Origin of the sequence: Janthinobacterium sp. PSRC1-1 (assembly GCF_049897525.1) — a bacterium.
In the GTDB taxonomy this organism is placed as follows: Bacteria; Pseudomonadota; Gammaproteobacteria; order Burkholderiales; family Burkholderiaceae_D; genus Janthinobacterium; species Janthinobacterium tructae.
The window spans coordinates 112,046-137,106 of the sequence record NZ_JAFCWK010000009.1 but is presented as its reverse complement, the minus strand read 5'-3'; the positions used below and the strand labels follow the sequence as shown (position 1 = coordinate 137,106).

At 65.7% G+C, this 25,061-nt stretch carries 29 protein-coding genes; 13 read left to right on the top strand and 16 right to left on the bottom strand.

Annotated elements, in window-relative coordinates:
• The first annotated feature begins 7 nt into the window (after positions 1–7).
• The 4 genes from ACP7DW_RS19985 to ACP7DW_RS19970 are packed head-to-tail and all read left to right on the top strand — an operon-like array spanning position 8 to position 2,328.
• Positions 8–511 (top strand): OmpA family protein, encoded by a 504-nt coding sequence (locus ACP7DW_RS19985; protein ID WP_426056323.1) that lies wholly within the window; start codon positions 8–10, stop codon positions 509–511.
• Between the two features lie 32 nt (positions 512–543).
• Positions 544–1,041: a gluconokinase gene (locus ACP7DW_RS19980; protein WP_426056397.1), complete on the top strand. Its 498-nt coding sequence runs from the start codon at positions 544–546 to the stop codon at positions 1,039–1,041.
• A 28-nt stretch (positions 1,042–1,069) separates the two neighbouring features.
• A complete protein-coding gene (locus ACP7DW_RS19975; RefSeq protein ID WP_071078001.1) occupies positions 1,070–1,387 on the top strand; it encodes a DUF3144 domain-containing protein in 318 nt (105 codons plus the stop codon).
• Positions 1,384–2,328, top strand: coding sequence for an acyl-CoA desaturase (locus ACP7DW_RS19970; RefSeq protein WP_426056322.1), 945 nt, complete (start codon positions 1,384–1,386; stop codon positions 2,326–2,328). Before ACP7DW_RS19975 ends, ACP7DW_RS19970 begins: the two co-directional genes overlap by 4 nt.
• Here the strand turns inward: ACP7DW_RS19970 and ACP7DW_RS19965 are convergent.
• The 4 genes from ACP7DW_RS19965 to ACP7DW_RS19950 all read right to left on the bottom strand — a co-directional run bounded on the left by ACP7DW_RS19965 (position 2,301) and on the right by ACP7DW_RS19950 (position 6,747).
• Positions 2,301–2,843, bottom strand: a complete 543-nt coding sequence (locus ACP7DW_RS19965) for a gamma carbonic anhydrase family protein (protein WP_426056321.1) — start codon at positions 2,841–2,843, stop codon at positions 2,301–2,303. The genes ACP7DW_RS19970 and ACP7DW_RS19965 overlap by 28 nt on opposite strands.
• A gap of 186 nt (positions 2,844–3,029) precedes the next feature.
• On the bottom strand, positions 3,030–4,238 hold the full coding sequence (locus ACP7DW_RS19960) for a benzoate/H(+) symporter BenE family transporter (RefSeq protein ID WP_426056320.1): 1,209 nt from the start codon (positions 4,236–4,238) through the stop codon (positions 3,030–3,032).
• A 95-nt stretch (positions 4,239–4,333) separates the two neighbouring features.
• Positions 4,334–5,809, bottom strand: a complete 1,476-nt coding sequence (locus ACP7DW_RS19955) for a PLP-dependent aminotransferase family protein (protein WP_426056319.1) — start codon at positions 5,807–5,809, stop codon at positions 4,334–4,336.
• Positions 5,806–6,747 carry a hypothetical protein gene (locus ACP7DW_RS19950; protein ID WP_426056318.1) on the bottom strand — a complete coding sequence of 314 codons (942 nt, stop codon included), beginning with the start codon at positions 6,745–6,747 and terminating at the stop codon, positions 5,806–5,808. Before ACP7DW_RS19950 ends, ACP7DW_RS19955 begins: the two co-directional genes overlap by 4 nt.
• Positions 6,748–6,895: 148 nt before the next feature.
• Between ACP7DW_RS19950 and ACP7DW_RS19945 the strand changes: the two genes are divergently transcribed.
• Entirely contained in the window at positions 6,896–7,351 is a 456-nt protein-coding gene (locus ACP7DW_RS19945) for an META domain-containing protein (RefSeq protein WP_426056317.1), read from the top strand.
• Between the two features lie 55 nt (positions 7,352–7,406).
• Positions 7,407–8,129 carry an HAD-IA family hydrolase gene (locus ACP7DW_RS19940; RefSeq protein WP_426056316.1) on the top strand — a complete coding sequence of 241 codons (723 nt, stop codon included), beginning with the start codon at positions 7,407–7,409 and terminating at the stop codon, positions 8,127–8,129.
• Here the strand turns inward: ACP7DW_RS19940 and ACP7DW_RS19935 are convergent.
• The 5 genes from ACP7DW_RS19935 to ssuE are packed head-to-tail and all read right to left on the bottom strand — an operon-like array spanning position 8,074 to position 12,557.
• Positions 8,074–8,913 (bottom strand): ATP-binding cassette domain-containing protein, encoded by an 840-nt coding sequence (locus ACP7DW_RS19935; RefSeq protein ID WP_426056315.1) that lies wholly within the window; start codon positions 8,911–8,913, stop codon positions 8,074–8,076. The two genes, ACP7DW_RS19940 and ACP7DW_RS19935, sit on opposite strands and share 56 nt — an antisense overlap.
• A 25-nt stretch (positions 8,914–8,938) precedes the next feature.
• A complete protein-coding gene (ssuC, locus tag ACP7DW_RS19930) occupies positions 8,939–9,739 on the bottom strand; it encodes an aliphatic sulfonate ABC transporter permease SsuC (RefSeq protein ID WP_426056314.1) in 801 nt (266 codons plus the stop codon).
• 1 nt (position 9,740) lies between these two features.
• Positions 9,741–10,901, bottom strand: a complete 1,161-nt coding sequence (gene ssuD, locus ACP7DW_RS19925; RefSeq protein WP_426056313.1) for an FMNH2-dependent alkanesulfonate monooxygenase — start codon at positions 10,899–10,901, stop codon at positions 9,741–9,743.
• A 12-nt stretch (positions 10,902–10,913) separates the two neighbouring features.
• Positions 10,914–11,912 (bottom strand): sulfonate ABC transporter substrate-binding protein, encoded by a 999-nt coding sequence (locus ACP7DW_RS19920; RefSeq protein WP_426056312.1) that lies wholly within the window; start codon positions 11,910–11,912, stop codon positions 10,914–10,916.
• A gap of 24 nt (positions 11,913–11,936) precedes the next feature.
• Positions 11,937–12,557, bottom strand: a complete 621-nt coding sequence (gene ssuE / locus ACP7DW_RS19915; protein WP_426056311.1) for an NADPH-dependent FMN reductase — start codon at positions 12,555–12,557, stop codon at positions 11,937–11,939.
• 254 nt (positions 12,558–12,811) lie between these two features.
• On the opposite strand from ssuE, the gene ACP7DW_RS19910 reads away from it, so the two are divergent.
• The 5 genes from ACP7DW_RS19910 to ACP7DW_RS19890 all read left to right on the top strand — a co-directional run bounded on the left by ACP7DW_RS19910 (position 12,812) and on the right by ACP7DW_RS19890 (position 17,835).
• Positions 12,812–14,026 (top strand): acyl-CoA dehydrogenase family protein, encoded by a 1,215-nt coding sequence (locus ACP7DW_RS19910; protein WP_426056310.1) that lies wholly within the window; start codon positions 12,812–12,814, stop codon positions 14,024–14,026.
• Positions 14,027–14,047: 21 nt separating this feature from the next.
• The gene (locus ACP7DW_RS19905) at positions 14,048–14,875 is read left to right on the top strand and encodes a MetQ/NlpA family ABC transporter substrate-binding protein (protein WP_426056309.1); all 828 of its coding nucleotides are present in this window, start codon (positions 14,048–14,050) and stop codon (positions 14,873–14,875) included.
• Between the two features lie 3 nt (positions 14,876–14,878).
• Positions 14,879–16,270 carry an LLM class flavin-dependent oxidoreductase gene (locus ACP7DW_RS19900; RefSeq protein WP_426056308.1) on the top strand — a complete coding sequence of 464 codons (1,392 nt, stop codon included), beginning with the start codon at positions 14,879–14,881 and terminating at the stop codon, positions 16,268–16,270.
• A 100-nt stretch (positions 16,271–16,370) separates the two neighbouring features.
• A complete protein-coding gene (gene bla / locus ACP7DW_RS19895; RefSeq protein WP_426056307.1) occupies positions 16,371–17,276 on the top strand; it encodes a subclass B3 metallo-beta-lactamase in 906 nt (301 codons plus the stop codon).
• 79 nt (positions 17,277–17,355) lie between these two features.
• On the top strand, positions 17,356–17,835 hold the full coding sequence (locus ACP7DW_RS19890; protein ID WP_426056306.1) for an META domain-containing protein: 480 nt from the start codon (positions 17,356–17,358) through the stop codon (positions 17,833–17,835).
• Between the two features lie 123 nt (positions 17,836–17,958).
• Here the strand turns inward: ACP7DW_RS19890 and epsC are convergent, their stop codons facing one another.
• On the bottom strand, positions 17,959–18,897 hold the full coding sequence (gene epsC / locus ACP7DW_RS19885) for a serine O-acetyltransferase EpsC (RefSeq protein WP_426056305.1): 939 nt from the start codon (positions 18,895–18,897) through the stop codon (positions 17,959–17,961).
• 189 nt (positions 18,898–19,086) lie between these two features.
• Here epsC and ACP7DW_RS19880 point away from each other — a divergent pair, with 189 nt between their 5' ends.
• Complete coding sequence (locus tag ACP7DW_RS19880; RefSeq protein WP_426056303.1) at positions 19,087–20,262, top strand: multidrug effflux MFS transporter; 1,176 nt, start codon at positions 19,087–19,089, stop codon at positions 20,260–20,262.
• 101 nt (positions 20,263–20,363) lie between these two features.
• Here the strand turns inward: ACP7DW_RS19880 and ACP7DW_RS19875 are convergent, their stop codons facing one another.
• Both ACP7DW_RS19875 and ACP7DW_RS19870 read right to left on the bottom strand, forming a co-directional pair.
• Positions 20,364–20,660 carry a hypothetical protein gene (locus ACP7DW_RS19875; RefSeq protein WP_426056302.1) on the bottom strand — a complete coding sequence of 99 codons (297 nt, stop codon included), beginning with the start codon at positions 20,658–20,660 and terminating at the stop codon, positions 20,364–20,366.
• A 79-nt stretch (positions 20,661–20,739) separates the two neighbouring features.
• Positions 20,740–21,180 (bottom strand): carboxymuconolactone decarboxylase family protein, encoded by a 441-nt coding sequence (locus ACP7DW_RS19870; RefSeq protein ID WP_426056301.1) that lies wholly within the window; start codon positions 21,178–21,180, stop codon positions 20,740–20,742.
• A 103-nt stretch (positions 21,181–21,283) separates the two neighbouring features.
• On the opposite strand from ACP7DW_RS19870, the gene ACP7DW_RS19865 reads away from it, so the two are divergent.
• Complete coding sequence (locus ACP7DW_RS19865; protein WP_426056300.1) at positions 21,284–22,756, top strand: PLP-dependent aminotransferase family protein; 1,473 nt, start codon at positions 21,284–21,286, stop codon at positions 22,754–22,756.
• Here ACP7DW_RS19865 and ACP7DW_RS19860 read toward each other — a convergent pair.
• The 4 genes from ACP7DW_RS19860 to ACP7DW_RS19845 all read right to left on the bottom strand — a co-directional run bounded on the left by ACP7DW_RS19860 (position 22,725) and on the right by ACP7DW_RS19845 (position 24,997).
• Positions 22,725–23,315: a DUF1287 domain-containing protein gene (locus ACP7DW_RS19860; protein WP_426056299.1), complete on the bottom strand. Its 591-nt coding sequence runs from the start codon at positions 23,313–23,315 to the stop codon at positions 22,725–22,727. The genes ACP7DW_RS19865 and ACP7DW_RS19860 overlap by 32 nt on opposite strands.
• A 62-nt stretch (positions 23,316–23,377) precedes the next feature.
• Positions 23,378–23,713, bottom strand: coding sequence for a DUF6616 family protein (locus ACP7DW_RS19855; protein WP_426056298.1), 336 nt, complete (start codon positions 23,711–23,713; stop codon positions 23,378–23,380).
• A gap of 19 nt (positions 23,714–23,732) precedes the next feature.
• Positions 23,733–24,479: a HEAT repeat domain-containing protein gene (locus ACP7DW_RS19850; RefSeq protein WP_426056297.1), complete on the bottom strand. Its 747-nt coding sequence runs from the start codon at positions 24,477–24,479 to the stop codon at positions 23,733–23,735.
• Positions 24,476–24,997 carry a MarR family winged helix-turn-helix transcriptional regulator gene (locus ACP7DW_RS19845; protein WP_426056396.1) on the bottom strand — a complete coding sequence of 174 codons (522 nt, stop codon included), beginning with the start codon at positions 24,995–24,997 and terminating at the stop codon, positions 24,476–24,478. Before ACP7DW_RS19845 ends, ACP7DW_RS19850 begins: the two co-directional genes overlap by 4 nt.
• Positions 24,998–25,061 lie beyond the last annotated feature (64 nt).

The window sequence follows — 25,061 nt, the reverse complement described above, 5'->3', positions numbered from 1 at the left end:
CAACACCATGCAATTCATCTACACGCAATTACGCCGCGGCTTCCTCGGCCTCGTTATGCTGGGCCTGCTGGCCGCCTGCCAGAGCACGCCAGAGACCAAACCGCTGTTCAACGCCGAGCAAGTCGCCACCTTGACAGAACAGGGCTTCAAGCAGACCGACGAAGGCTGGGAGCTGAGCTTTACCGACAAGCTGCTGTTCGATTTCGGCGCTTCCAGCCTGACGGCGCCGAGCCGGGCCGCCATCCAGAAAATCAGCGCCGCCCTGCTGAAAGTGGGCATCACCCACCTGCGCGTGGAAGGCCATACGGACAACGAAGGTGCCGAAGTACTCAACAACAAGCTGTCGCTGGCGCGCGCCAACGTGGTGGCCGATGCGATGGGCGTGGTCGGCATTCCACGCGGCAATATCGTCGTCAAGGGCCTGGGCATGAGCAAACCCGTGGCCTCGAACGCCACCAAGGCTGGCCAGGCGGAAAACCGCCGCGTCACCGTCATCGTTTCGGCGCCTTGAGCGTGGGCGTGCCCGTCGTGCGCTGGGTCGTGATGGGTGTCTCCGGCTGCGGCAAGAGCGCCGTCGGCAGCCTGCTGGCCGACGCCTTGCACGTGCCGTACGTGGAAGGCGACGACGTGCATGCCCCGGAAAACGTGGCCAAGATGGCCGCCGGCATTGCGCTCGACGATGCCGACCGGGCCGGCTGGCTGGCCGCCCTGCGCGAGCGCATCGCCACGGCCCGCGCGCAAGGCAGCGGCCTGGTCGTCTCCTGCTCGGCCCTGAAGCGCGCCTACCGCGACGTGCTGCGCGAAGGCGACCCGGCCCTGCGCTTTGTCCACCTGGACGGCCCGCGCGCCGTGCTGGAGCGCCGCTTGCAGCGCCCCGGCCATTTCATGCCGCCCAGCCTGCTCGACAGCCAGCTGGCCACCCTGCAGCCCTTGCAGCCGGACGAAGACGGCATCGTGCTCGACATCCGCCAGCCGCTGCCCGTTTTGCTGGAACAGCTCCTGCAGACGGCGCGGCTGGACAGCCCGCGGTCCCCTGTGTAGACTGGCGCGCACTTTCATAGGGATTTTCATGAACACACCAACGACAAAACCAGCACCGGGCCCGGAATTCTGGGAACGCGCCGACCAGGTCATCGCCCTGGCCAACGAGCAGTGCGAACATAGCCGCGGCAACGAAGTGGCCACCTCGCTGCTGTACGCGGCCGCCCGCTTCAACGCCTTCCTGGTCGCCAGCAAGAGCAACGACGTGGCCAAGATGCAGGAAGAGAAGGAAGGCGCCGTGGCGTTCTTCACGGAACAGTACAAGCGCATGCTGACCGACAACTTCAACGACTACATCACCAACTTCGACAAGTACACGCAACCGTCGTCGGCCCCCGAGGGTTGATAACGGCTGCCAGCCTGGACAGTCACCGCGCCCGCGCCACGCGCGCCGACAGCGTCATTGACGGCGCGGTGCGCCATGCGCCTTTGCCATCGCTGTGGCTGACAGCCATGCTGGCCGGCGCCGTGACCGGCGCCCTGCTCTTCTTCAGCTGGACCGGCCTGCTGCTGTTTGTCAGCGGCACGGCCATCGTCCTGCTGTTCGGCCACTCGCTGGGCAGCCACCGCAAGCTGATCCACGACAGCTTCGATTGCCCGCAATGGCTGGAATATGTACTCGTCTATCTGGGAGTGCTGGTGGGACTCAGCGGCCCGCTGGGCCTGCTGCGCCAGCACGAACTGCGCGACTATGCCCAGCGCCTGCCCGATTGCCACCCCTACCTGCGCCACGGCGCCGGTTTCTGGCGCGATGCCTGGTGGCAGTTGTTCTGCCGCCTGGACCTCGTCCACCCGCCGCACATCGCCATCGAGCCGCGCATCGCGCACGACCGCTTTTACCGTTTTCTGGAAGCCACCTGGATGCTGCAGCAACTGCCGTGGGCCGTGCTGTTCTACGCCTGGGGCGGCTGGGGTTTCGTCTGCTGGGGTGTCTGCGCGCGGGTCAGCGCCGGCGTGCTCGGCCATTGGCTGATCGGCTACTTCGCCCACAACCATGGGCAAATGCACTTTCATGTCGATGGCGCCGCCGTGCAAGGCAAAAATATCCGCCTGACGTCGCTGCTGACCATGGGCGAATGCTGGCACAACAACCACCACGCCTATCCGGGCTCGGCCAGGCTGGGCCTGCTGCCGGGCGAATGGGACCCGGGCTGGTGGGTCTTGCTGCTGTGGCAACGCATGGGCCTGGTGTCCAGCCTGCGCCTGCCGCAAGACCTGGCGCCGCGGCCGGAACTGCGCCGCCTCGATCATGCCGACAATCAGGCGTCGTCGCCACCGGCCAGGTAATTGTTCTTCACGCGCACATAGTGTTCGGCCGAATAGCGCAGGTAGGCGATCTCGGCCTCCGTCAGTGCGCGCACCTTGGCGGCGGGCCGGCCCACATACAGATGGCCGCTTTCCAGCACCTTGCCCGGCGACACCAGGCTACCCGCACCCAGCATCACGTGCTTTTCCACCACCACGTCATCCATGACGATGCTGCCCATGCCGATCAGGCATTCGTCGCCGATGGTGCAGCCATGCAAGATCACGGAGTGGCCGATGGTCACGTATTTGCCGATGGTCAAGGGTGAACCGTCGGGCTTGGCCGCATTCTTGTGCGACACATGGCCCATGGAAAAGTCCTGGATATTGCTGCCTTCGCCGATGACGATGCGGTTGACGTCGCCGCGCAGCACGCTGTTGCACCAAATCGAGCAGTCGTCGCCGATCTGCACATCGCCAATCACTTGCGCCGTGTCATGCAGGTAGACTCTTTCGCCCAGCACGGGACGGGTATTCAGGTAGGAACTGACAGGCATCGCTTTCTCACTCTTCATTAATAGTAAAAGTAAACATTCACACCCAGCCGGCGGCCAGCGCGAAAATCGCCAGGCCATGCGCCAGGGAGCTCAACTCGGCCATCGCTCACATCGGGAAAAGTACGGTGCCAACGGACACGGGCGCAGCAATTGTATGCGGCGCCCGGCAAAATGGCCATGCCGCCGTCAAGCCGCCTTGCGCCAGCCATGCATCAGCACGTGCGCCGCCAGCCCCGCCGCCAGTCCCCACAGGGCGCCGCCCACGCCCAGCAGGGTCACGTTCGCCGCCGTCGCCAGGAAAGTAATCAAGGCCGTTTCGCGCATGCGCACGTCCGCCATCGCCTGCGCCAGGCTGTTGCCGATGGCGCCCAGCAGGGCCAGGCCCGCCAGCGCCGTGATGAAACTGCGCGGCAAGACCATGAACAGGCTGGCCAGGGTGACGCCGAAGATGCCCACCAGGATGTACAGCACGCCGCAGGCCAGCCCCGCGACATAGCGCTTCGACGGGTCCGCATGCGCATCCTTGCCCGTGCAGATGGCGGCCGTGATGGCGGCCACGTTGAAGGCATGCGCGCCAAATGGCGCCATGAGCAGCGAACCGAGGCCCGTCACCGTCAGGATCGGATTGGCGCTGACCGGGTAACCGTCATTGCGCAGCACCAGCATGCCGGGCATGTATTGCCCCGTCAAGGTGATCAGGAACAGCGGCAGCGCCACGCCCAGCAGCGACGCCACGGAAAAGCGCGGCATCTCGAAGACGGGCGCGGCCAGGGCCAGTGCTATGCCTTGCGCATCGATGCGCCCTTGCGCCAGCAGCAGTGCCAGGCCGATCAGCATGATGCCGACCACGGCAAAGCGTGCCGTGAAGCGGCGCAACACGGCGTACGACAGCAGCAGCACGACCACCAGCAGCGGGTCGGCGCTGGCGCCGCCAAACGCGTTCACGCCAAACTGCAGCAAGATGCCGGCCAGCAAACCCGCCGCGATGCCGCCAGGAATCCATCGCACCAGGCGCTCGAAGGCGCCGGACATGCCCAGCAGAATGAAGGCGATGGCCGACACCATATAGGCGCCGATCACCTCGGCATACGGCGTGTGCGGCATGACGGTGGCCAGGAAGGCCACGCCGGGCGTGGACCAGGCCGTGATGATGGGCGCGCGGTAGCGATAGCTGAGCCAGATGCCCGTCACGCCCACGCCGATGCTCAGCGACCAGACCCAGGATGCCGTCTGCGCCGCGCTCAGCTGGGCCAGCTGGGCCGCCTGGAACACCAGCACGAAGGTGCCGCCATAGTTGACGAGCACGGAGATGCAGGCGGCCATCGTCGGGGCAGCAAGATCGCGCCAGTGCAGCCGGTCGGCCATGGCGGCGGTTGTGGTGGTGGTTGTTGTCATGTGTATGCCCCTGCCATTGAAAGGGAGCATCTTAATGGCCATATGGACTGCTCAAGCAGGCCAATTTTCACGTGTACAGCAGACCATTTTATCGATCACCCCAACGCGCGCGCCAGGCGGACGATGCCGCTGTCGATCTCGTGCGGCGTGAGCGCCGCAAAGCCCAGCAGCCAGCCACCGCGCGCCGGCGGCCTCGCATACAGCCGGCTCAGGCCCGGCAGCACGATGCCCGCCTGCGCCGCCAGGCGTAGCGTGTCCAGCTCCACCCTGCCCTCGTGCAGCAGGCAAGGCATCTGCAAGCCGCCCGGCGGCAGCTGCGCCGTGACCACGTGCGGCAAATGCCGCCGCACGGCCTGCGCCATCGCGTCGCGGCGCACGGCGTAGACCTTGCGCATGGCGCGCACATGGGCCGCGAAATGGCCGTCGGCGATGAAACGGGCCAGTGTCAGCTGGTCCAGTTGCGGCGTGTGGCCATCGAGGATGCTGCGCGCATACGTCATCGGTTTGACCAGCGCGGGCGGCAGCACCATGTAACCGATGCGCAGGCCCGGATACAGCGACTTGGCGAAGGTGCCCAGATAGATCGTGCGCTGCTGCGTGTCGAGCCCCTGCACGCATGCCGTCGGCAAGCCCGCGTAATGAAACTGGCTGTCGTAATCATCCTCGATGATCCAGCCCTGGCGCTCGGCAGCCCAGGCAGTCAGGGCCAGGCGGCGCTCGAGCGCCAGCGTGACGCCCGTCGGGTACTGGTGCGACGGCGTGACGTACACCGTGTTGGCGCCGCTGCGGTCCGCCCGCAGGTGGTCGATCGACAAGCCCTGCGCATCGACGGGTACTGGAATCACCTGCAATTGCGCCATCTCGAACGCCTTGCGCGCGCCAAAATAGCCGGGGTCTTCCATCAATATCGGGCCATGCGCGTCGGCCAGCACCTGCGCGCACAGGTACAGCGCCTGGCGCGTGCTGCTCAAGACCAGCACCTGATCGGCCGTGGCCCGCGCGCCCCGCTCCAGGTTCACATAATCGGCGATGGCTTGCCGCAAAGGCTCCGCGCCTTGCGGGTCGCCGTGCAGCAGTATGCCGGCACGGTGTTCGCCGGCCGCCTGGCGCCGCAAGCGTTCCCACACATCGAGCGGAAAGGCGCGCGTTTCCGGCAAGCCCGTGGCGAAAGCTTTGACGCTCTGCTGGTCGGCCACGCCGCCGCTGGCGAGGATGTGCGCACCGCGCGCGCTGAGGGCCACCGGCTGCGCGGACAAGGGCGGCAGCGCAGCCGCAGGCTTGCCCAGCAGGCTCGCGCCTATCGTCGGCGAGACAAAACTGCCCGATCCCGCCTGCCGCCGCAGATAGCCATCGAGGCGCAGCTGCGCATATGCCATTTCCACCGTATCGCGCGACACGTCCAGCGACTGCGCCAGCGCGCGCGTGGCCGGCAGGCGCAGGCCAGGCGCCAGCACGCCATCGAGTATCAGCTGGCGCAGCGCGCGCTGCACCCGTACGCGCAGCTCGAGCGCCGCCAGCTCGGGCGCGGCGAGGCGGATTTTCAGGGTGTCGAGTTCAAACTGCGGCGTCATGGTGCTTTCGGCGCAGCGCGGGCGGCATCCACGGCCGCCATGCTGCTGGCGTGCGAAAAGCCGTGCTGCTGCAGCACCGCCACCAGCTGTTCGCCGGCGCAGCCCAAACGCAGGTTTTCCGCCACCCAGTCCTGCCAGGCGGCGCCGATTTCCGGCATCGGCTCGGGCGCCAAAGTGAGACCGAGTATGCAGCTGGCCAGCAAGCCGTTGATCCGTTTTGTGTCGATCAGGTGCTGCACCACCGCGTGGCCCGACTGGGGAAACGGATGCAGGGTGCAGCGGCCAAAGGCGGCCAGGCGCTGTGCGTGCATGGCGTCGAGATTCACCGACTCGCTGGCACTGGCGCCGGCGTTGGCAACGTCCGGCCGCGTGCCGAACACCAGGTGCAGCTGCGTGTCGTCCGTCGCCCTGGCGCGGCACAGGGCCGCCAGGTCATAGTAACCCGAGAGCGGCGGGTCCTGTGCCAGCGATACCATCACGGGCAGCCAGCGCAGCTCATGGTACAAGCGCGCCTGCTGCACGTCGAGGAAAGACAAGGGGCCGAAGGCGACGATCTGCTGCGCATCGAGCAGCAAGCCATACATGACGGCCCCATACGCGCCCATGGACTGGCCGAGGGTGGTGACTTGACTGGGAGCGATGCGGCGCACCAGTTCGCGCAGGGCCTGCGCCGTTTCATCCACATGGTTGCCCAGGCCCGCGATCTGGCGGTGATACCAGGCATTGCCGGAGTCGCGCACGAGGATCTTGTTCAGCGGCTGCCCGCTGACCTGCTCCAGCTTGCGCAGACGTCCATAAAAATCGAAGGCGGGACGCGTCGTCCACGAAACGAAGCCGAAGGCGATCACCAGCGGCGCGCCGGGCACGATGCGGTCGACCAGCACGTCGTCGCCAGTGGTGGCGACCAATCGATTATCCAGCGCTTGCGCTTGCAGCATCGGCCCGGCTCCCCGATCAAGGTTGAAACAGCAGAAAGCATGAGTTTAATGCCAGCACTGGCAAAATGGAAACAATCACCGCTGCCGTGCGCTAAGCGGCACGAAAAACCTGCTAGTCTGCACGCATTCCCCCTCACAGGAGCATCCCATGCCGCATCGTCTGAAATACCTTCCTCTTGCCGCCGCCATCGCCATGGCCGGCGGCTGCGCCGCCACCGGCGACAGCGCCAAGCCGGACAACGGCCTGGCGCCGCAGGCCAGCCTGACGAATACCTACTGGAAGCTGACGCAGCTCGATGGCGCCCCGGTGACGATGGCGCCGCAGCAGGAGCGCGAAGTGCGCATCACCCTCAGCGACGATGGCAAGGTCACCGGTTTCACGGGCTGCAACCGCGTGATGGGCGGCTACACGCTGGCCGGCACGGCCCTGCGTTTCACGCAATTGGCCGGCACGCGCATGGCCTGTCCGCCGCCGTTGATGCAGCTGGAAAGCGCGGTACTGGCCAATTTGAACAGCGTGACGGGCTACCAGCTTGAGGGCGAGAAGCTGATCCTGCTCAAGGATGGCGCGCCCGTGGCCCGCTTTGAATCGGTCTACCTGTGAAATAAAAATCGACTGCCGTTACAATGGCTTCCAGCCCATCATCCGGAAGGAAGCCATGTCCGCACTGCCCTCGCCGTCCGCAGTTCCCCCGCCATCGGCCGCCGGCCGCTACCGCGCTTTTCTGTTCGACATGGACGGCACCGTCATCAATTCCATCGCCGCCGCCGAACGCATCTGGGGCACCTGGGCGCAGCGCCAGGGCCTCGACGTGGCAACCTTCCTGCCCACCATCCACGGCGCGCGCTCGGTCGACACCATCGCCCAACTGCGCTTGCCCGGCGTCGATGCGCAGCGCGAATCGCAGGGCATCACGGATGCGGAGATCGTCGACGTGGAAGGAATCATTGAAATCGCGGGCGCGCTGCGTTTTTTGCGGTCGCTGCCGCCGGCCCAGTGGGCCATCGTCACGTCGGCGCCGCGCGCGCTGGCCACGGCCCGTCTGAAAGCAGCCGGCATGCCCATTCCCGCCATCATGGTGACGGCGGAAGACGTCAAGGCAGGAAAACCCAGGCCCGATTGCTACCTGCTGGCGGCGGAAAAACTGGGCGTGGCGCCCGCTGACTGTCTGGTATTCGAAGATGCGTCCGTCGGCATCGAGGCGGGCGAGGCGGCCGGCGCGAAGGTCATCGTCGTCACCGCCACGCATGCGCACCCGCTGGTCACGCGCCACCCGGCCATCGACAATTATGAAGCCATCGTGGCAACCGTCGATGCGGATGGTTTCATCGTGCTGGCGCAGCTGTCTGACCCTGCGGCTGCAACACGCGCGACAAGATAGCCTGCTCCAGCGCGGCGAAAGCCGCATGGCCGCGCTGACGCGGGCGCGGCAAGTCCACCCGCACGTCCAGGGTAATGCGCCCCTCCTCGATCAGCAGCACCCGGTCGGCCAGAGCCACCGCTTCGGCCACGTCGTGCGTCACCAGCACGGCCGTGAAGCCGCGCGCCAGCCACAGCGACTCGATCAGCTGCTGCATCTCGATGCGCGTCAGGGCGTCGAGCGCGCCCAGGGGCTCGTCAAGCAGCAGCAATTGCGGTTCGTGTACGAGGGCGCGCGCCAGCGCCACGCGCTGCTTCTGCCCGCCCGACAAGGCAGCCGGCCAGTCGTTCGCGCGTTCGGCCAGGCCCACCGTCCACAGCGAGGCGGCCGCCGCGCCCACTGAACGGGGCAGACCGAGGGCCACGTTGTCGAGCACCGTTTTCCACGGCAGCAGACGCGATTCCTGGAACATGATGCGGATGTCGGGCGCGCCCACGCCGCTGCCGATGGCGATGCTGCCCTCGTCGATGCTTTCCAGGCCCGCGATCGAGCGCAGCAAGGTGCTCTTGCCGCAGCCGCTGCGCCCCACGATGGCGACGAATTCGCCCGCTTCCAGCTGCAGGTCGACGTTGTTCAGCACGGGCCGGCTGGTGTAGGATTTACTCAGATTTGTCAGTTCCAAAGGAACGCCACGCCGTTGCAAGGGGGCGGACGGCGCCTTGGCCTGCGGCGGCGCGCCGGCCGGATCGTACTGCACGAAGTGCGACAAAAAATCCGTTTCGATCTGGATGGGGGCGAGCAGCATGGTGTCTTCTTTCGTCAATTCGTCACTATCGGTAGGCGGGATTCCAGCGCAGGCAGTGGCGTTCCAGCCCCCGCGAGAACAAATCGGCCAGCTTGCCCAGCAAGGCGTACAGCAGTATCCCCACCAGCACCACGTCCGTTTGCAAAAATTCGCGCGCATTCATGGTCATGTAGCCGATGCCGGCCTGCGCCGAGATGGTTTCGGCGACGATCAGCAGCACCCACACGAGGCCCAGCGAAAAGCGCACGCCGACCAGAATGGAGGGCATGGCGGCCGGCAGGATCACGTCGCGGTAAAGGGGCCAGCCGGACAAGCCATAGCTTTTCGCCATTTCGATCAAGCCCTGGTCGGCCGAGCGGATGCCGTGGAAGGTGTTCAGGTAGACGGGAAAGAACACGCCGACGGCCAGCAGAAACAGCTTGGCCGTCTCGTCGATGCCGAACCACAGGATCACCAGCGGGATCAGGGCCAGCGCCGGGATATTGCGCACCATTTGCAAGGTCGTGTCGAGCAGCGTTTCCGCATGGCGGAAGCTGCCCGTGAATAGCCCCAGCAACAAGCCCAGTCCCGCGCCGACGGCGAAACCGACGGTGGCGCGCCACAAGCTCGTTTTCAGGTGCAGCCACAATTCGCCCGATGCGGCCAGGTGCCAGAAAGCCTTCGCCACGGCCCACGGCTCGGGCAGGATGCGGCTCGACAGCCAGCCCCACTGCGCGGCCAGTTGCCAGGCCAGCAGCAGCGCCACGGGCAGGGCCCACGGCGCCAATGCATGACGCAGCGAAGGCCACGGCGCGGCGCTTGCCCATTTTGTGGTGCCGGCCGCCATCTCAGGCTGCCTTTTTCTGCGCTGCGGCCGGCACGATATTGCTGGCCATGACTTCGCCGAAGGGGCCGCTCAAGGATTGCTCCCCCACGGCCTTGCCCTTGCCCAGCAGCGGGAATACCAGTTCGGCGAAGCGGTACGCTTCTTCCAGGTGCGGGTAGCCGGAGAAAATGAAGGTGTCGATGCCCAGGTCCGCGTATTCCTGCATGCGCGCCACCACCGTGGGCGCATCGCCCACCAGGGCCGTGCCCGCGCCGCCGCGCACCAGGCCCACGCCGGCCCACAGGTTCGGCGACACTTCGAGCTTGTCGCGCCGCCCGCCATGCAGGGCCGCCATGCGCTGCTGGCCCACGGAATCCATCTTGCCGAAGGCCGCCTGCGCCTTGGCGATAATCTCGTCGTCCAGATGGCTGATCAGTTCATCGGCCGCGCGCCAGGCTGCCTCGTTTGTTTCGCGCACGATCACGTGCAATCGGATGCCAAACCGGACTGTGCGACCGTGTTTTGCCGCGCGGGCGCGGATGTCGGCGATCTTTTCCGCCACGGCGGCAGGTGGCTCGCCCCACGTCAGGTACACGTCCATCTGCTCGGCCGCCAGTGCATGCGCGGGCTCCGACGAGCCGCCAAAATACAGCGGCGGATACGGTTTCTGCACGGGCGGGTACAGGGTTTTCGCGCCCTTCACCTGGATATGCTTGCCCTCGAAATCATAGCCGGCAGCGCCGCCCTCGCCCGCCAGGGTGGCGCGCCAGACCTTGATGAATTCATCGGAGATTTCGTAGCGCTTGGCGTGGTCGGCAAACAGGCCGTCCGCTTCCAGCTCGCCCTGGTCGCCGCCCGTGACGACGTTGATCAGGAGGCGCCCGTTCGACAGGCGGTCAAAGGTGGACGCCATGCGCACGGCCAGGCCGGGCGTGGACAGGCCGGGCCGCACGGCCACGAGGAATTTGAGCTTTTGCGTCACGCTGATCAAGGACGACGCCACCACCCACGCATCTTCGCAGGAGCGGCCCGTGGGCAGCAGCACGCCGTCGTAGCCCAGCGTGTCGGCGGCCACGGCCACCTGGCGCAGATAATCGGCATCGACGGGACGCGCGCCCTGCGACGTGCCAAGGTAGCGACTGTCGCCGTGGGTGGGGATGAACCAGAAAACATTGAATGACATGATATTTGTTCCTTATTTTGTGCTGGTAGCGAGCTGGCGCGCCGGCAGCAGCGCGTCCTTGACGACGATCGGTTTGGGAATCAGCTTCAGGCTGGAAAAGGCGTCGGCCACCCTTTGCTGCGAAGCGATGACGTCGACCGACACGGCTTTGACGCCATACGCATAGCGCGAGGCGGCCAGCGCCACGACGTCTTTACTCAAGCCCGTCTGCGCCGACAAAATCGTCGCCACTTCCTCCGGGTTGTTGCGGCCCCAGTCATCGACCTTGGCCACTTCATCGAGCACGATGCGCAGGATCTCGGGATGCTTTTCCGCATACGTGCGCGAAGCCAGATAAAACTGGTAGTTCGCCACCAGGCCCTTGCCATCGGCCAGCACGCGCGCGCCCAGCTGCTTTTCGGCGGCCGCCAGGAACGGGTCCCAGATGGCCCAGGCATCCACGCTGCCCCGTTCAAAAGCGGCGCGCGCATCGGCCGGCGGCAGGAAAACGGGCTGGATGTCGGCATACGCGACACCGGCCTTTTCCAGCGCCTTCAACAGCAGGTAGTGCACGTTCGAACCCTTGTTCAGGGCGATTTTCTTGCCCTTCAAGTCGGCCAGGGTGCGCAGGCCGGAACCCTTGGGCACGACGATGGCTTCGCTGGCCGGCGACGCCGGCTCATTGCCGACATATACGAGGTTGGCGCCGGCCGCCTGGGCGAAGATCGGCGGCGCCTCGCCCACGGTGCCGAAATCGATGCTGCCCACGTTGAGGCCTTCGAGCAGCACCGGGCCGGCCGGGAACTCCGTCCATTTCACGCCCACACCCTGCTCGGCCAGGCGTTTCTCCAGCGTGCCGCGCCCTTTCAACAGGGTCAGGGTGCCGTACTTCTGGTAGCCGATGCGGACTTCCCCCTTGGCCTGCGCGAGCGCCGCGGCCGGCATGCCGGCCGCCATCACGCCGGCGGCGGCGGCAAACAGCAGGCCCAAAGTGGTACGGCGCGAGAGGCGTTGTGCGTGGCGGTGTGTCATGAGGGTTCCTTGGTAGGTAAATAATCAGGCGGCTTGATAGTGGGGAGCGTAAGGCTGGTCTTGCAGCGAACGCACGGGGAGCGGGATCTCGGCTGGCGCGGTCGGGCGCCGGCCCTGCAGCACGAACAGGCCGGCAGACAGCTCCTCGATGCCGGCCTGCACGCGTGCGGCAATCGGCGCGTCCAGGCTCAGGCCCCGCTCGTCGTGCCAGTCCAGCTGCTGCGCATTGGCGTAGATGCTGGTGAAGACTTGCTTGGCGCCCAGCGCATGCAGCACGGGACGCAGCGCATAGTCGAGCGCCAGCGTGTGGGCATGGCCGCCGCCCGTGGCCAGCGGCAGCACCAGCTTGCCGGCCAGGCCATCTTGCGGCAGCAGGTCGAGGAAGGCTTTCAGCAAACCTGTATACGCGGCCTTGTAGATGGGCGTGGCGATGACGATGGCGTCGGCATCGGCCACGGCGCGCACGGCGCGGGCAATCGCCGCATCGTCGTAGTCGGCCAGCAGCAAGGCACGCGCCGGCAGGTCGCGCACATGCAGCTTGGCGTAGCTGTGGCCCTGCAGCGCCAGCTGTTCGCCGATATGCAGCAGCAAGCGGCTGGAACTCGATGGGAGTTGCGGGCTGCCGCCCAATAACAAGATGCTCATGTGATGCCCGTCCCTGTAGGTTGTCGAAAGTGGCGTTGCTCGGATGCTTGCAGCCTATCGCCATCAGCCGCCGTGTAAAACGAATGCTTTCGCGCTTCGATATGCGTTTTTTGACGATCCGGGCCTGGCGCCCCGCAAGCGAAGGCGGCGCTCCCCGCGCGACTTTTTTCGCATATCCATGCGCGGTTTTCTTCGTGTACGGCGCGCGCCTGGCGGTGCAATATCGGCCTCATCGTCTTTCTGGAATGTCTCTCATGTCTAGCGCTTTTCTCCATGCCGCCCGTCCCCGGTCGCCTGTGCCGGAACCCTTGCAGGACGCCATCCGCATCGCCACAAAGCTGGCCGCGCGCCTCGCCGAAACGGCCAATGCCCGCGACCAGGCCGGCGGCCACGCGGCGCAGGAACGCGAATGGCTGCGCGAGTCGGGTCTGCTCACCTTGTCGATCCCCGTGGAATTCGGCGGCCAGGGCGCGTCGTGGCCCCTCGTGTACCAGGTGATCCGCATCCTGGCGCGCGCCGACAGCGCGCTGGCGCATGTCTTCGGTTTCCACCATTTGCAGCTGGCCGGCCTGCAGCTGTATGGCAGCGCGCAGCAGCAGCGCCGCCTGCTCACCCTGACCGTCGACGAGCGCCTGTTCTGGGGCAATGCCTTGAATCCCCTCGACAAACGGGTCACGGCCAGCGACAGCGACGACGGCTATCTCCTCGACGGCATCAAGAGCTTTTCTTCCGGCTCCGTCGGTTCCGATTGGCTGACCGTCTCGGCCTGGCACGCGCCCACGCAAACGGCGCTGATCGCCGCCCTGCCCACGCGCCAGGATGGCGTGAGCGTGCAGGCGGACTGGGACGCCTTCGGCCAGCGCCAGACGGACAGCGGCAATGTGCATTTCGAGCAGGTACGCCTGCCATCCGAGCTGGTCTTGCAGGCGCCGGGCCAGGCCGCCACACCGCAAGCGACCGTGCGCTCGCAGATCGCGCAGCTGATCATGGCGAATTTATATCTGGGTATCGCCGAAGGCGCGTTCGAGGCGGCGCGCCGCTACACGGACGAGCAGGCGAAAGCCTGGTTTGCCTCGGGCGTGGCCAAGGCAACGGACGACCCGTTGATCCAGCACCGCTATGGCCAGCTGTGGCTCTTGCTGCGCCCCGCGCAAGTGCTGGCCGACGCGGCGGCGCAGGAACTGGAAACTGTGTTTCGCAAGGGTGCGCTGGTGACGGCGCGCGAACGGGGCTTGCTGGCGGTGGCCGTGGCCGAAGCCAAGTGCCTGGCGCACCAGGCGGGCCTGCAGATCAGCAGCCAGATGTTCGAACTGACGGGCGCCCGCTCCACCTCGGCCCAGTACGGCTTCGACCGCTATTGGCGCAACGTGCGCGTGCATACCCTGCACGACCCCATCGACTACAAGCTGCGCGACCTGGGACGCTTTGCCTTGAATGGCACCGTGCCCGAGCCGACGGCGTACTCATAATTTACCCACCAAGGAGCCAGCATGACCATCGCCCGCCGCAGCATCCTCCTCAGCGCCCTGACCCTGGCCTTGACGGCTAGCTTCGCCCACGCCAAGGACCCGAAAGACATCACCATCGGCACCAGCGCCGGGCCGTACGCGGACCAGATCAAGCTGGGCATCAAGCCTATCCTGGAAAAGCAGGGCTACAAGGTCAGGCTGGTCGAGTTCAACGACTACATCCAGCCCAACTTCGCGCTGGCCGAAGGGTCGCTCGACGCCAACGTGTTCCAGCACATCGTCTACCTGAAGAAATTCGCGCTGGAACACAAGCTGGCCCTGACGGACCTGATCACGATCCCCACGGCGCCGATCGCCATCTACAGCAAGAAGCACAAGAGCCTGGACGACGTGAAGGAAGGCACGACGGTGGGCTTGCCGAACGATCCGACCAACCAGGCGCGCGCGCTAGTGCTGCTCGACCAGCTGGGATGGATCAAGCTGCGCCCCAATTTCGACCCCGTGCGCGCATCGGAAAGGGATATCGCCGTCAACACGAAGAAAATCAAGCTGCTGCCGCTGGAAGCGGCGCAGCTGCCACGTTCGCTAGGCGACACCGACTACTCCTTCATCAACGGCAATTACGCGCTGGCGTCGGGGCTGAAACTGACGCAGGCGCTGGTGGCCGAGAAAATATCGCCCAACTACATCAACCTGGTGGCCGTGCGCACGGCCGACAAGGACAAGCAGTTCGCCAAAGACCTGGCGGCCGCCTACCGCTCGCGCGAATTCCTCGATATCACCAATAAACACTTCGCCGGCTATTCGAAACCCGATTACCAGCAAGCGTTGCAGACAGCCGCGAAATAAGCCATGGCAAAGACGATACGCTTCAACGCCTTCCAGATGAATACCGTCGGCCACCAGTCGCCGGGACTGTGGACGCATGCGCGCGACCGCAGCCACCGCTATACCGATCCTGCGCACTGGACGGAGCTGGCGCGGCTGCTGGAAGAAGGCCTGTTCGACGCGGTGTTCCTGGCCGACGTGCTGGGCGTGTACGACGTGTACCGGGGCAGCCTCGATGCGGCCCTGGAACTCGGCGTGCAGGTGCCGCTGAACGACCCGCTGGCGCTCGTGCCCATCATGGCGCAGGCCACCACGCACCTGGGTTTCGGCGTCACCTGCGCCCTCACCTACGAACACCCGTACACGTTCGCGCGGCGCATGTCCACCCTCGACCACCTGACGGGGGGCCGCATCGGCTGGAATATCGTCACCGGCTATCTGGACAGCGCGGCGCGCAACCTGGGCATGCAACAGCAACTGGGTCACGACGAACGCTACGACTTGGCCGACGAATACCTGGACGTCGTCTACAAGCTGTGGGAAAAGAGCTGGGACGACGACGCCGTCGTCAACGACAAGGCACGCGGCATCTACGCCGATCCGGCCAAGGTACATCCGATCAACCATGCCGGGCGCCACTACCAGGTGCCCGGCATCCATTTGTGCGAGCCCTCGCCGCAGCGCACGCCCCTGCTGTACCAGGCGGGTACCTCGCCACGCGGCACGCGCTTCGCGGCGCGCCACGCGGAAGCGACCTTTGTCAGTGGTCCCAGCAAAACGGTGGTCAAGCGCTACGCCGACGACTTGCGCGCAGCCGTGCGGCAAAGCGGGCGCGATGGCGACGCGCTGCTGATCTACGCGCAGGCGCTGGTCATCACGGGCGCCACGGAAGAAGAGGCGCGCGCCAAACACGCCGACTACCTGCGCCACATCAATATTGAGGCGGCGCTGGTGCTGCTGTCGGGCTGGACGGGCGTCGATTTCAGCCGCTACCCGCTCGACGCCACCATCGACTACATCGATTCCCCGGCCGGCCGCTCGGCGCTGGCGTCGTTCAGCCAGGCCGACCCGGAGCGCAAGTGGACGGTGCGCGAGGCAGCCGAATACATCGGCCTGGGTGGACGCGGTCCGGTGCTGGTGGGCGATGCGCGCCAGGTGGCCGACCAGCTGGAAAGCTGGCTGGACGAGACGGGCATCGACGGTTTCAATCTGGCCTTCGCCGTGGCGCACGACAGCATGGCCGACGTGGTGACCCACATCGTGCCGGAACTGCAGCGGCGCGGGCGTTATCGCACCCATTACGAGGAAGGCAGCTTGCGCCACAAGGTGTTTGGGCAGGGCCCACGCCTGCCCGCCGGCCACGCGGGACACCAGGTCAGCATCGATCCCGGCAGCGCCACCCTGGCCGCGGCCTGAACACCCGCTTCGTCAGCAGCGATCCATGCAAGGATGCGTTTGCATCCCGCTCCGTTCCGTGTCAGCATACGCCACCTTGGCACCACGGATAAGGATTGCAATGCCCCTCACTCTTACACGCGCGCTGGCACTGGCGCTGCTGGCAGGCCATGGCTGCCTGGTATTCGCGCAGGCGCCAGCCACGCCGCCGACGCCAGGCTGCGATGTCTGCACCGCCTGGAACGCCGACCAGGCGCCGTTCCGTATCTTCGGCAATACCTATTATGTGGGCGTGAAAGGCCTCAGTTCCGTGCTGGTGACGTCGCCGCAGGGCCACGTGCTGATCGACGGCGGCTTGCCGGAATCGGCGCCCAAGATCATCGCCAATATCGCCACCCTGGGTTTTCGCATCGAGGACGTGAAGCTGATCCTCAATTCGCACGGCCATATCGACCATGCGGGCGGCCTGGCCGAATTGCAACGGCGCAGCAATGCGCTGGTGGCCGCCAGCCCGTCGGCGGCGCTGGACCTGGCGTCGGGCGAAGTGGGACCGGACGATCCGCAATACCACGCGCTGCCCAAGTACCCGCCCGTGAAGGACATGCGCCTGGCGCGCGATGGCGGCCATTTCAATGTCGGCCCCGTCGCCCTGACGGCGCACGCCACGCCGGGCCACACGCCCGGAGGCCTGAGCTGGACGTGGCAATCGTGCGACGGCCCCCGCTGCCTGAACATGGTCTACGCGGATAGCCTCAACGCCGTCTCGCGCCCCGGCTTCAAGTTCAGCGCCAGCAGCGAGTATCCGCACGCGGTGGCGGACTTGCGCCACAGCTTCGAGACCCTGGAAAAACTGCCGTGCGACGTGCTCATTTCGGCGCATCCGGAAGCGTCGCAATTGTGGGAGCGGCTCGAAGCGAGCGCCACGGCGGGCAGCGATGCCTTTGTCGACCCGCAGGCTTGCCGCGCCTACGTGGCGGCGGCGCGCACCTTGCTCGACGCGCGCCTGGAACAGGAAAAGCAGGAATAAGCTTGTCAACCGTGCACGCTGGCGTGGCGCCGATCTGCTACGCTGGCGGCTATACCCATCACGTTAACCAGGAAATGCCATGTTCACACTCGCCAGACTGATTCCCCTCGCCGCCATCGTCGCCATCACCGCCGGCTGTGCGCAAACGCCCGTGCGCAGCGACGCTGCAGCCGCCGCGCCAGGCGCCACCTCGCCCGCCAAGCCGGCGCCCAAGCTGACCGGCACGCAGTGGAAGCTGAAGGAATTGAAGGGCAAGCAAGTGGTGCGCAAGGCGCCTGAACAGCGCGAAGTGACGCTGCAGCTGGCCGAAGGCCGCGCCAGTGGCCACAGCGGCTGCAACCAGATGATGGGCGGCTATACCAGCGATGGCGTCAGCACCCTGGCCTTCTCGCAGCTGGCCGGCACCATGATGATGTGCCAGCCGCAGGACATGGAACTCGAGCGCCTGCTCCTGACCACCCTGGGCGAAGTCAATGGCTACCGCTACGCCGACCAGGAATTGCTGCTGCTGAAAGATGGCGTGCCCGTGGCGCGCTATGAAGCGTTGACGGTGAAGTAAAACCCGCACTCCCGCATGTGAAGAGTGCCCGAAAAACGTTCAGGGCAAGGCGCAGCGCCGCAGGCAGTACGCTAGTACGCCAAGGCGCTGCAACGCCGTCATGGACGTTTTCTCGGCCACGCTTCAGTCGTTGCGCATCTGCGCCTGCGATACATTGCTATTTGGCGGCACGCTCTGCGTCAGCCACACGTTCCCCCCGATGGTCGATCCCGCGCCGATGGTGATGCGCCCCAGCACGGTCGCGCCCGCGTAGATGACCACGTCGTCCTCGACGATGGGATGGCGCGGCGTACCCTTGATCAGCGCGCCGCTTTCGTCGGCCGGAAAACGCTTGGCGCCCAGCGTGACGGCCTGGTACAGGCGCACCCGCTGGCCGATGATGGCCGTCTCGCCGATCACCACGCCCGTGCCGTGGTCGATGAAGAAGGACGCGCCGATGTGCGCGCCCGGGTGGATGTCGATACCCGTCAAGGTGTGCGCGATGTCGGCGATCAGGCGCGCCAGGAACGGCGCGCCCAGCGCGTGCAGCCGGTGCGCCAGGCGGTGGTACAGGATGGCGATGGTGCCCGGATAGCACAGCATGATTTCAGCCACAGAGGTGGCGGCCGGGTCGCCCGCATAGGCGGCCTGCACGTCCGACACCAGCAAGGCGCGGATGTCGGGCAGGCTGGCGGCAAACGCGCGCGTGATCTCGCGCGCCTGCTGCGCCAGGGCCGCATCGTCGCTGGCGCCATCGCCCTCGTCGCCGGCCGGCACGGAGAACAGCAGGCCGCGCCGCACCTGTTCACTGAGGCGGTTCAGGGTGGTGTTGAGCGTGTCGCCGACAAAATAGTCGATGCTTTCATCGGTCAGGTTGGGCCGTCCGTAATGCGTGGGGAACAGCGCTGCCGACAGGCCGTTGACGATGGTGGTGAGCGCTTCGCGCGACGGCAGTTCGCGCACCCTGCCGTTATGGCGGATCTTGTGCTTGTCTTCGCGCGAGCTGCGCAAGGCCTGGATCACGGGCCCCAGGTTCCACTGGGCCGTGTCGTCGGCGGGCGCTGCGGGATAAATGCTGTGCATGGCGTATCACTTCCAGAAAAAGGCAAACAGGCCGGGTCGCCCCAGCTTAACGGCGCAGACAGGCAAAGCCAACGAAGAATTGCGCGCTTTGATATGCGAAAAACGCATATGGATGGCAAACAGCGTCGGCGCCAAACCCGATTCCAGTCACTAGCGTAAAATGACGGACTAACAAAAACACTCTTTGACATGACTAAATTATTAACCTGGATTCTGGCGGGCCTGGCGATGGTCGGACCGCTTGCCATTGATACCTATCTGCCGTCTTTCCCCGCCATCGTGCAAGATTTCAATGCCAGCCCCCTGCTGGTGCAGCAGACGCTGAGCTTTTTCCTGTTCACGTTCGCCTTCATGATGCTGTTTTACGGCACCCTGTCCGATTCGTTCGGCCGCCGTCCCGTGATTCTCGTCTCGCTGGTACTGTATGTGATCGCCTCCGTGGGCGCCGCGCTGGCGCCGTCGCTGGGCTGGCTGCTGGCCTGGCGCGTGCTGCAGGGGCTGGCGGCGGGCGCCGGTTCCGTGATCGGCCGCGCCATCGTGCAAGACCGCTACTCGGGCGCCGCCGCGCAAAAAATCCTTTCACACATCATGATGGTGTTCGCGCTGGCGCCGGCCATCGCGCCCGTGCTGGGCGGCTGGCTGCAGGTGGGCCTGGGCTGGCGAGCGATCTTCTGGTTCCTCACGGCCTTCGGCGTGCTGATGTTCATCGTCGTCTGGCGCGCGCTGCCGGAAAGCCTGCCGAAGGAACAGCGCCACGCCTTCCACCTGGGCGACATCGCCGTCAATTACTGGAAAGTGCTGTGCCACCGCCAGTTCCTGCTGCTGTCGACGGCCATCGGCGCCGCCTTCGGCGGCTTCGCCCTGTACATCGGCTCGGCCGCCTACTTCATCATCAACATCCTGCATTTGCCGGAAACGGCATTCGCCTGGCTGTTCATTCCCTTAATTAGCGGCATGGTGTTCGGCTCGGCCCTGTCGGCCAAAATCGCCCACCGCCATAGCCAGCGCCAGATGATCTGGGCCGGCTTCATCCTGATGCTGGTGGCGGCTGCAGCCAACATCGGCTATAACTACTTCTTTGCCGCCGAAGTGCCATGGGCCGTGCTGCCGCTGTTCTTCTACTCGTTCGCGCTGTCGATCGCCATGCCGCCGATGACCCTGATGGCCTTGAACCACTTCCCCAACAACAGCGGCCTGGCCTCGTCGATGCAATCGTTCATCCAGATGCTGCTGTTCGCGCTGGTCTCGGGCCTGGTGGCGCCGCTGCTGTTCGACAGCGCCCTGAACCTCGCGTATGGCGTGATGGCGGGATTGCTGGTCAGTTTGGTTTGCTGGGTGTTTGCGCAGGGTAAGGCAGAAGCGTAGGTCGGATTAGCGCAGGGCGCGTAATCCGACACCATTGTTGGCGGTTCAAGTCGGATTACGCGCAAGCGCTAATCCGACCTACGAACAATATACAGCCACGATTACGGCCACGGTGCAGGGGTGACGTCAACATACTGCGCGCCACCCTGCTCCGGTTCCGCTTCATTCTGCTGCGCCGGCTGGCTCAAGGAACCGGCCGGCGAACGCAAGCTCAATATTTCTTTGCGCGCTTCGACGAAGTCGGCGGAACTCAAGGGATGCTGCTGGTCGGGCCAGTGGGTCACGGCCCATTCCTGCAAGGCTTCAAAGCGCCGCCACAGTTCGGCGATGAATTCGCGGCGCGCCTCTTCCAGTTGTTCCGGGGACTTTTCCATTGCTTCGCTCACATTGACTTCCATGGCCGTTCCCTCGCTGACAAGTTGTTTGCCAGCCTACCCAGGGAGCAGCCAGGCGTCTGTTCGCGAACGAACACAGGACTTATTCGGGCATCTTGCGGAAACCCACGGCCAGGCGGTTCCAGGTATTGATGGAGCCGATGGCCAGGGTGACGTTGACCATTTCCGCCGGCGTCAATTGCTGCGCCAGCGCCGCATACACGTCATCGGGCGCCTGGCTTTGCGGCAGCAGGGTCAGCGCTTCCGTCCAGGCCAGCACGGCCCGCTCGCGCGCCGTAAAAAACGGCGTTTCGCGCCAGACGGACACGGCATACAGGCGGCGTTCCGTTTCGCCCGCCTTGCGCGCGTCGCTCGTGTGCATGTCCACGCAAAAGGCGCAGCCATTGATTTGCGAAGCGCGCAGGCGGATCAGCTCGAGCAGCGCGTGTTCCACGCCCAGCCTGGCGATCGCCGCTTCCAGCGCGTACATGGCCTTGACGGCGTCGGGCGAAGCTTGTGTAAAATCGAGTCGTTGCTGTGTCATGATGCATTCCTTGATGATGAGAGATGCACCATTCTAGAAGCGCAAGTAGCGCGCGCGGCAGGCCAATCCCCCCGAAAAGCAGCAGACCACCAACAGATACTCCATGGAATTACATATCCTGATCGACGGCACGCGCGACCTGGGCGGCCAGCTGTACCGCCAGCTCAGCGAGGCCATCCGCTCGGGCCGGCTGACGGATGGCCAGCAATTGCCGCCCACGCGTCTGCTGGCCAGCCAGCTGGGCCTGTCGCGCAAGACGGTGTCCGACGTGTATGACAAGCTCGGTTATGAAAAGCTGCTGGTCGGCAAAGTGGGCGTGGGCAGCTTCGTGCAGACGCCGCACGCCTCGCCGCAACGCCGCCATGCCAGCACGCCGCTGGCCAGCGCGCAGCGCCTCGCCCGCTGGGAAGCGACGCCCACGCCCCTGCGCCGCGCCAGCCAGGAAACGCCGGCGCGCTACGCCTTCATCGGCGGGCGCGCCACGCCCGCACACTTCCCGCAGGATGAATGGCGCGCCTGCATGCTGCATGCGCTGCGCCAGGGTGGCCAGGCGCGCGGCCGCTATGGCCCCGTGGAAGGCTTGCCCGCCTTGCGCGCGGCGATCGCCGGCCATGCCGCCTTCAGCCGCGGCATCCATTGCACCGAGGAACAAGTGCTCGTCACCAGCGGCGCGCAGCAAGCCTTGCACTTGCTGGCGCTGACCCTGCTGGAGCCCGGCGACACGGTTGCCGTGGAAGAACCCGGCTACCCGGTGGCGCGCGCCGTGTTCGCCAGCCAGGGCGCGCGCGTGGTGGGCATCGAGGTGGACGAAGATGGTCTCATCGTCGCGCAGATCCCCGACGGCACGCGCTTGATCTATGTCACACCCGCCCATCAATTTCCGCTCGGCATGCCGATGAGCATGGCGCGCCGCCATGCCTTGCTGGAGCGTGCCCGGCAACTGGGCGCCATCATCATCGAAGACGATTACGACAGCGCCTTCCGCTATGAAGGCCGGCCCGAGGATGCGCTGCAAAGCATGGACCGCTATGGCGTCGTGGCGCACGTGGGCAGCTTTTCCAAGATCATGCTGCCGGAATTGCGCCTCGGCTATGTGGTACTGCCGCAAGCCCTCGTGGCCGCCATGCAGACGGTGAAATACCTGAACGATTGCCATACGGCCAGCCTGGGCCAGCATGCGCTGGCCAAGTTCATCGACGATGGCCATTTGCTGCGCCACATACGCCGCTGCCACGACATCTATGCGGGGCGGCGCGAACGGCTGCAGCACTGGTTCAACGGCCCGTTGGCGCCGTGGTTCCGCCTGGTGCCCGCCAGCGCAGGCTTCCACGTGGCGGCGCTGGCGCAGGCGCCGCTCGACATCGCGCAATTGCTGCGCCGTGCGCGCCTGGCCGACGTCAGCCTGTATGCGCTATCGGGCTTTTACCATGGCGTGCCACGCCACGAAGGCCTGTTCCTCGGCTATGGCGCCATCGACAAGCTCGATATCGACACGGCGCTGGCCATCGTGCTGGCGATCCTGCAAGACATGGCGCCCCTGCCCCTCAGCGCGGTTGCCAGCGATAGTGCCCCGTGATCGGATAGCTGAATAAGATATTTTCCTCGCGCGCGCCCTCGCCGATGTTGTGGATGATCAGCGGCACGCCGCTCCACGACTGCTTGTCGCTGACGATGCCGATATGCGTGAGGTTGCGCGGCAAACGCCAGGTGACGATGTCGCCCGCGCGGTAAGCGTTCGCTTCCTTGGCTGGAGGCAGGCTGGTGCCGTGGCGGGCAAAGTAGGTACCCAGGTTCGGCACGCGGCGGTGGTCGATATTGCGGTCCGGCCCCTTCATCTGCCAGCGTCCCTGCCGCTGGTACACCTGCCACGCCTTGCGCATGTCTTCGTGCACCAGCACCTGCAAGTCCTGCCCCAGCTGGCGGTAGGCGCGCACCACCACATCCGTGCACACGCCCCGCTCGAGCGGCACGTCGCCGCCCGGATAGGCCAGCCGTTCATAGCGCGGATCGTACTGCACGGTCACGCCCACCTGCTTGCGGGCGGCGACGACGAGGGCTTGCGGTGTGGCAGGGATTGCCGACGCCAGCATGGGCGCCAGGGCAAGCATCACGGTGAAAAGCGGTTTGATTGGCATCAACGTTGGTGGTCGGATGAAAATGCCAACTTTACCGCAGCGGCAAGAAAAACGTCGGACGCTTAGACGCCTGCCAGCTGCGCCAGGTGGCCTGGGAAATCCACGGCCGGTCCCGCCGCATTGACGGTGTCGAAATAATTGTGCCAGCCCGTGGCGGCGATGCCGGCCAGCAAGGCATCCAGTGCCGCCTCGTCCGGGAAGCGCCAGACGGCATAGAATTGCTGGGCAGCCGCATGCAGCTTGCCGCCGTCGACGGCGCCCATGGCCAGCGCTTCGGCGCCGCTGCCCGACAAGGCGGCCATGCCGGCGCCCACCGTGGCGAAATACGCCTGGCGCGCGGCGCCATCGAGGGCCAGCCAGGCGGGTTTCGGGCTGTACAGTTCTAACAGGTAATGCATGTTTTTTCCTCCAAAAAAGTTAAGAAATCGAGCGCTGGGCGCGCTTGCAGATGCGTGCCGTGGCGGCATTCGGACTTTCCAGCAGCCATTGCGCGCACAGGCTGCGTACCCAGTCCGGCTGGCTCTTGGCCGCATCGTTGAGCCAGTTGGCCACGGAATCCTGCACGTAGACGGCCGGGTCGGCGCGCAGGGGCTGCAACAGGGGCATGGCCAGCTGCGGCTGTTCTTTTAACTGGGCGATATGCGCACACCACACGCCGCGCGGGCGCAGCGCTTCGCAGGCAAAACGGCGCACTCTTTCCGACGGGTCCGCCGTCCACGGCGCCAGCAGCGCGATGGCGTCAGGCAGATGCTCGGCCAGATGGGGCCGCAGCGCCAGCCAGGCCCATTCGCGCACGCCAAAATGGCCATCGTCGGCCAGCGGCCGCATGGCGGCCAGTTGTTGCGGCAGGGTACTGCCCGCCTGGGCGGCGATGGCAAAGCAGGCCCAGCCACGTACCGTATCGGACGCATGTGCCAGCAAAGGCGCCAGCTCAACTTGTGCGTCGAGCAGCAATTGTGCCGCCAGTGCCATGCGTCTGGTGATGCTGGCGGTGGCCTGCGCGCGCATCCGGTCCAGGCGGGCGGCGCCGAGATCGGGTACGGCTGCGGCCAGCAGCCGGGCGAAATCGATGGCCAGCCCCTCCGTCAGGGTGGCGCTGGCTACGCTGCCCTGATTCAGCAGAGCCAGGCGCGCGGGCGTCACGTCAGCGATGCCACGGCTCATGGCGCACCCTGCATTTCACCTTTATCCGTCTTGCGCCAGGCTTTTTCCAGCAATCCACTCAATAATTGCATCTCGTCCGGCGTGAAATCGGCAAACAGGCTGGCGATCCACTGCGCGTGCTCGTCGACGAGGGTCGCGGCGGCAGCCTCTCCCTTGGCGTCCAGGCGCACCAGCAGCTTGCGCCGGTCGAGCGGGTCAGGATGGCGCGCCAGGAAACCATCGCGCTCCAGACCGTCGAGCAAGCCCGTGATGGTGCCGCGCGTCACGCCTGCCCGCTCGGCCAGCTCATGCGGCGAGAGTCCGTCAGGCACGTCGCGCAGCAGGGACAGCAGGACGAACTTGCCTTCCGACAAGCCATGCCGGCCCAGGCGCGTGGCGCAATCGCCATCGATGGCGGACGCCAGGCCCAGCACTTCAAAGCACAGGCGCAAGCGCGCCGTGGACTGCGTCATGTCGAGACCGCTGGCGCGGCGCTGCACGTCACCCAGCAGGGCCGTGTATTTCTGTTCGAGCTTTATCATATGGCACAATATAATATGGCACCATACTAAATGTCAAATGGAAAACCGTGATGGTTTTCCT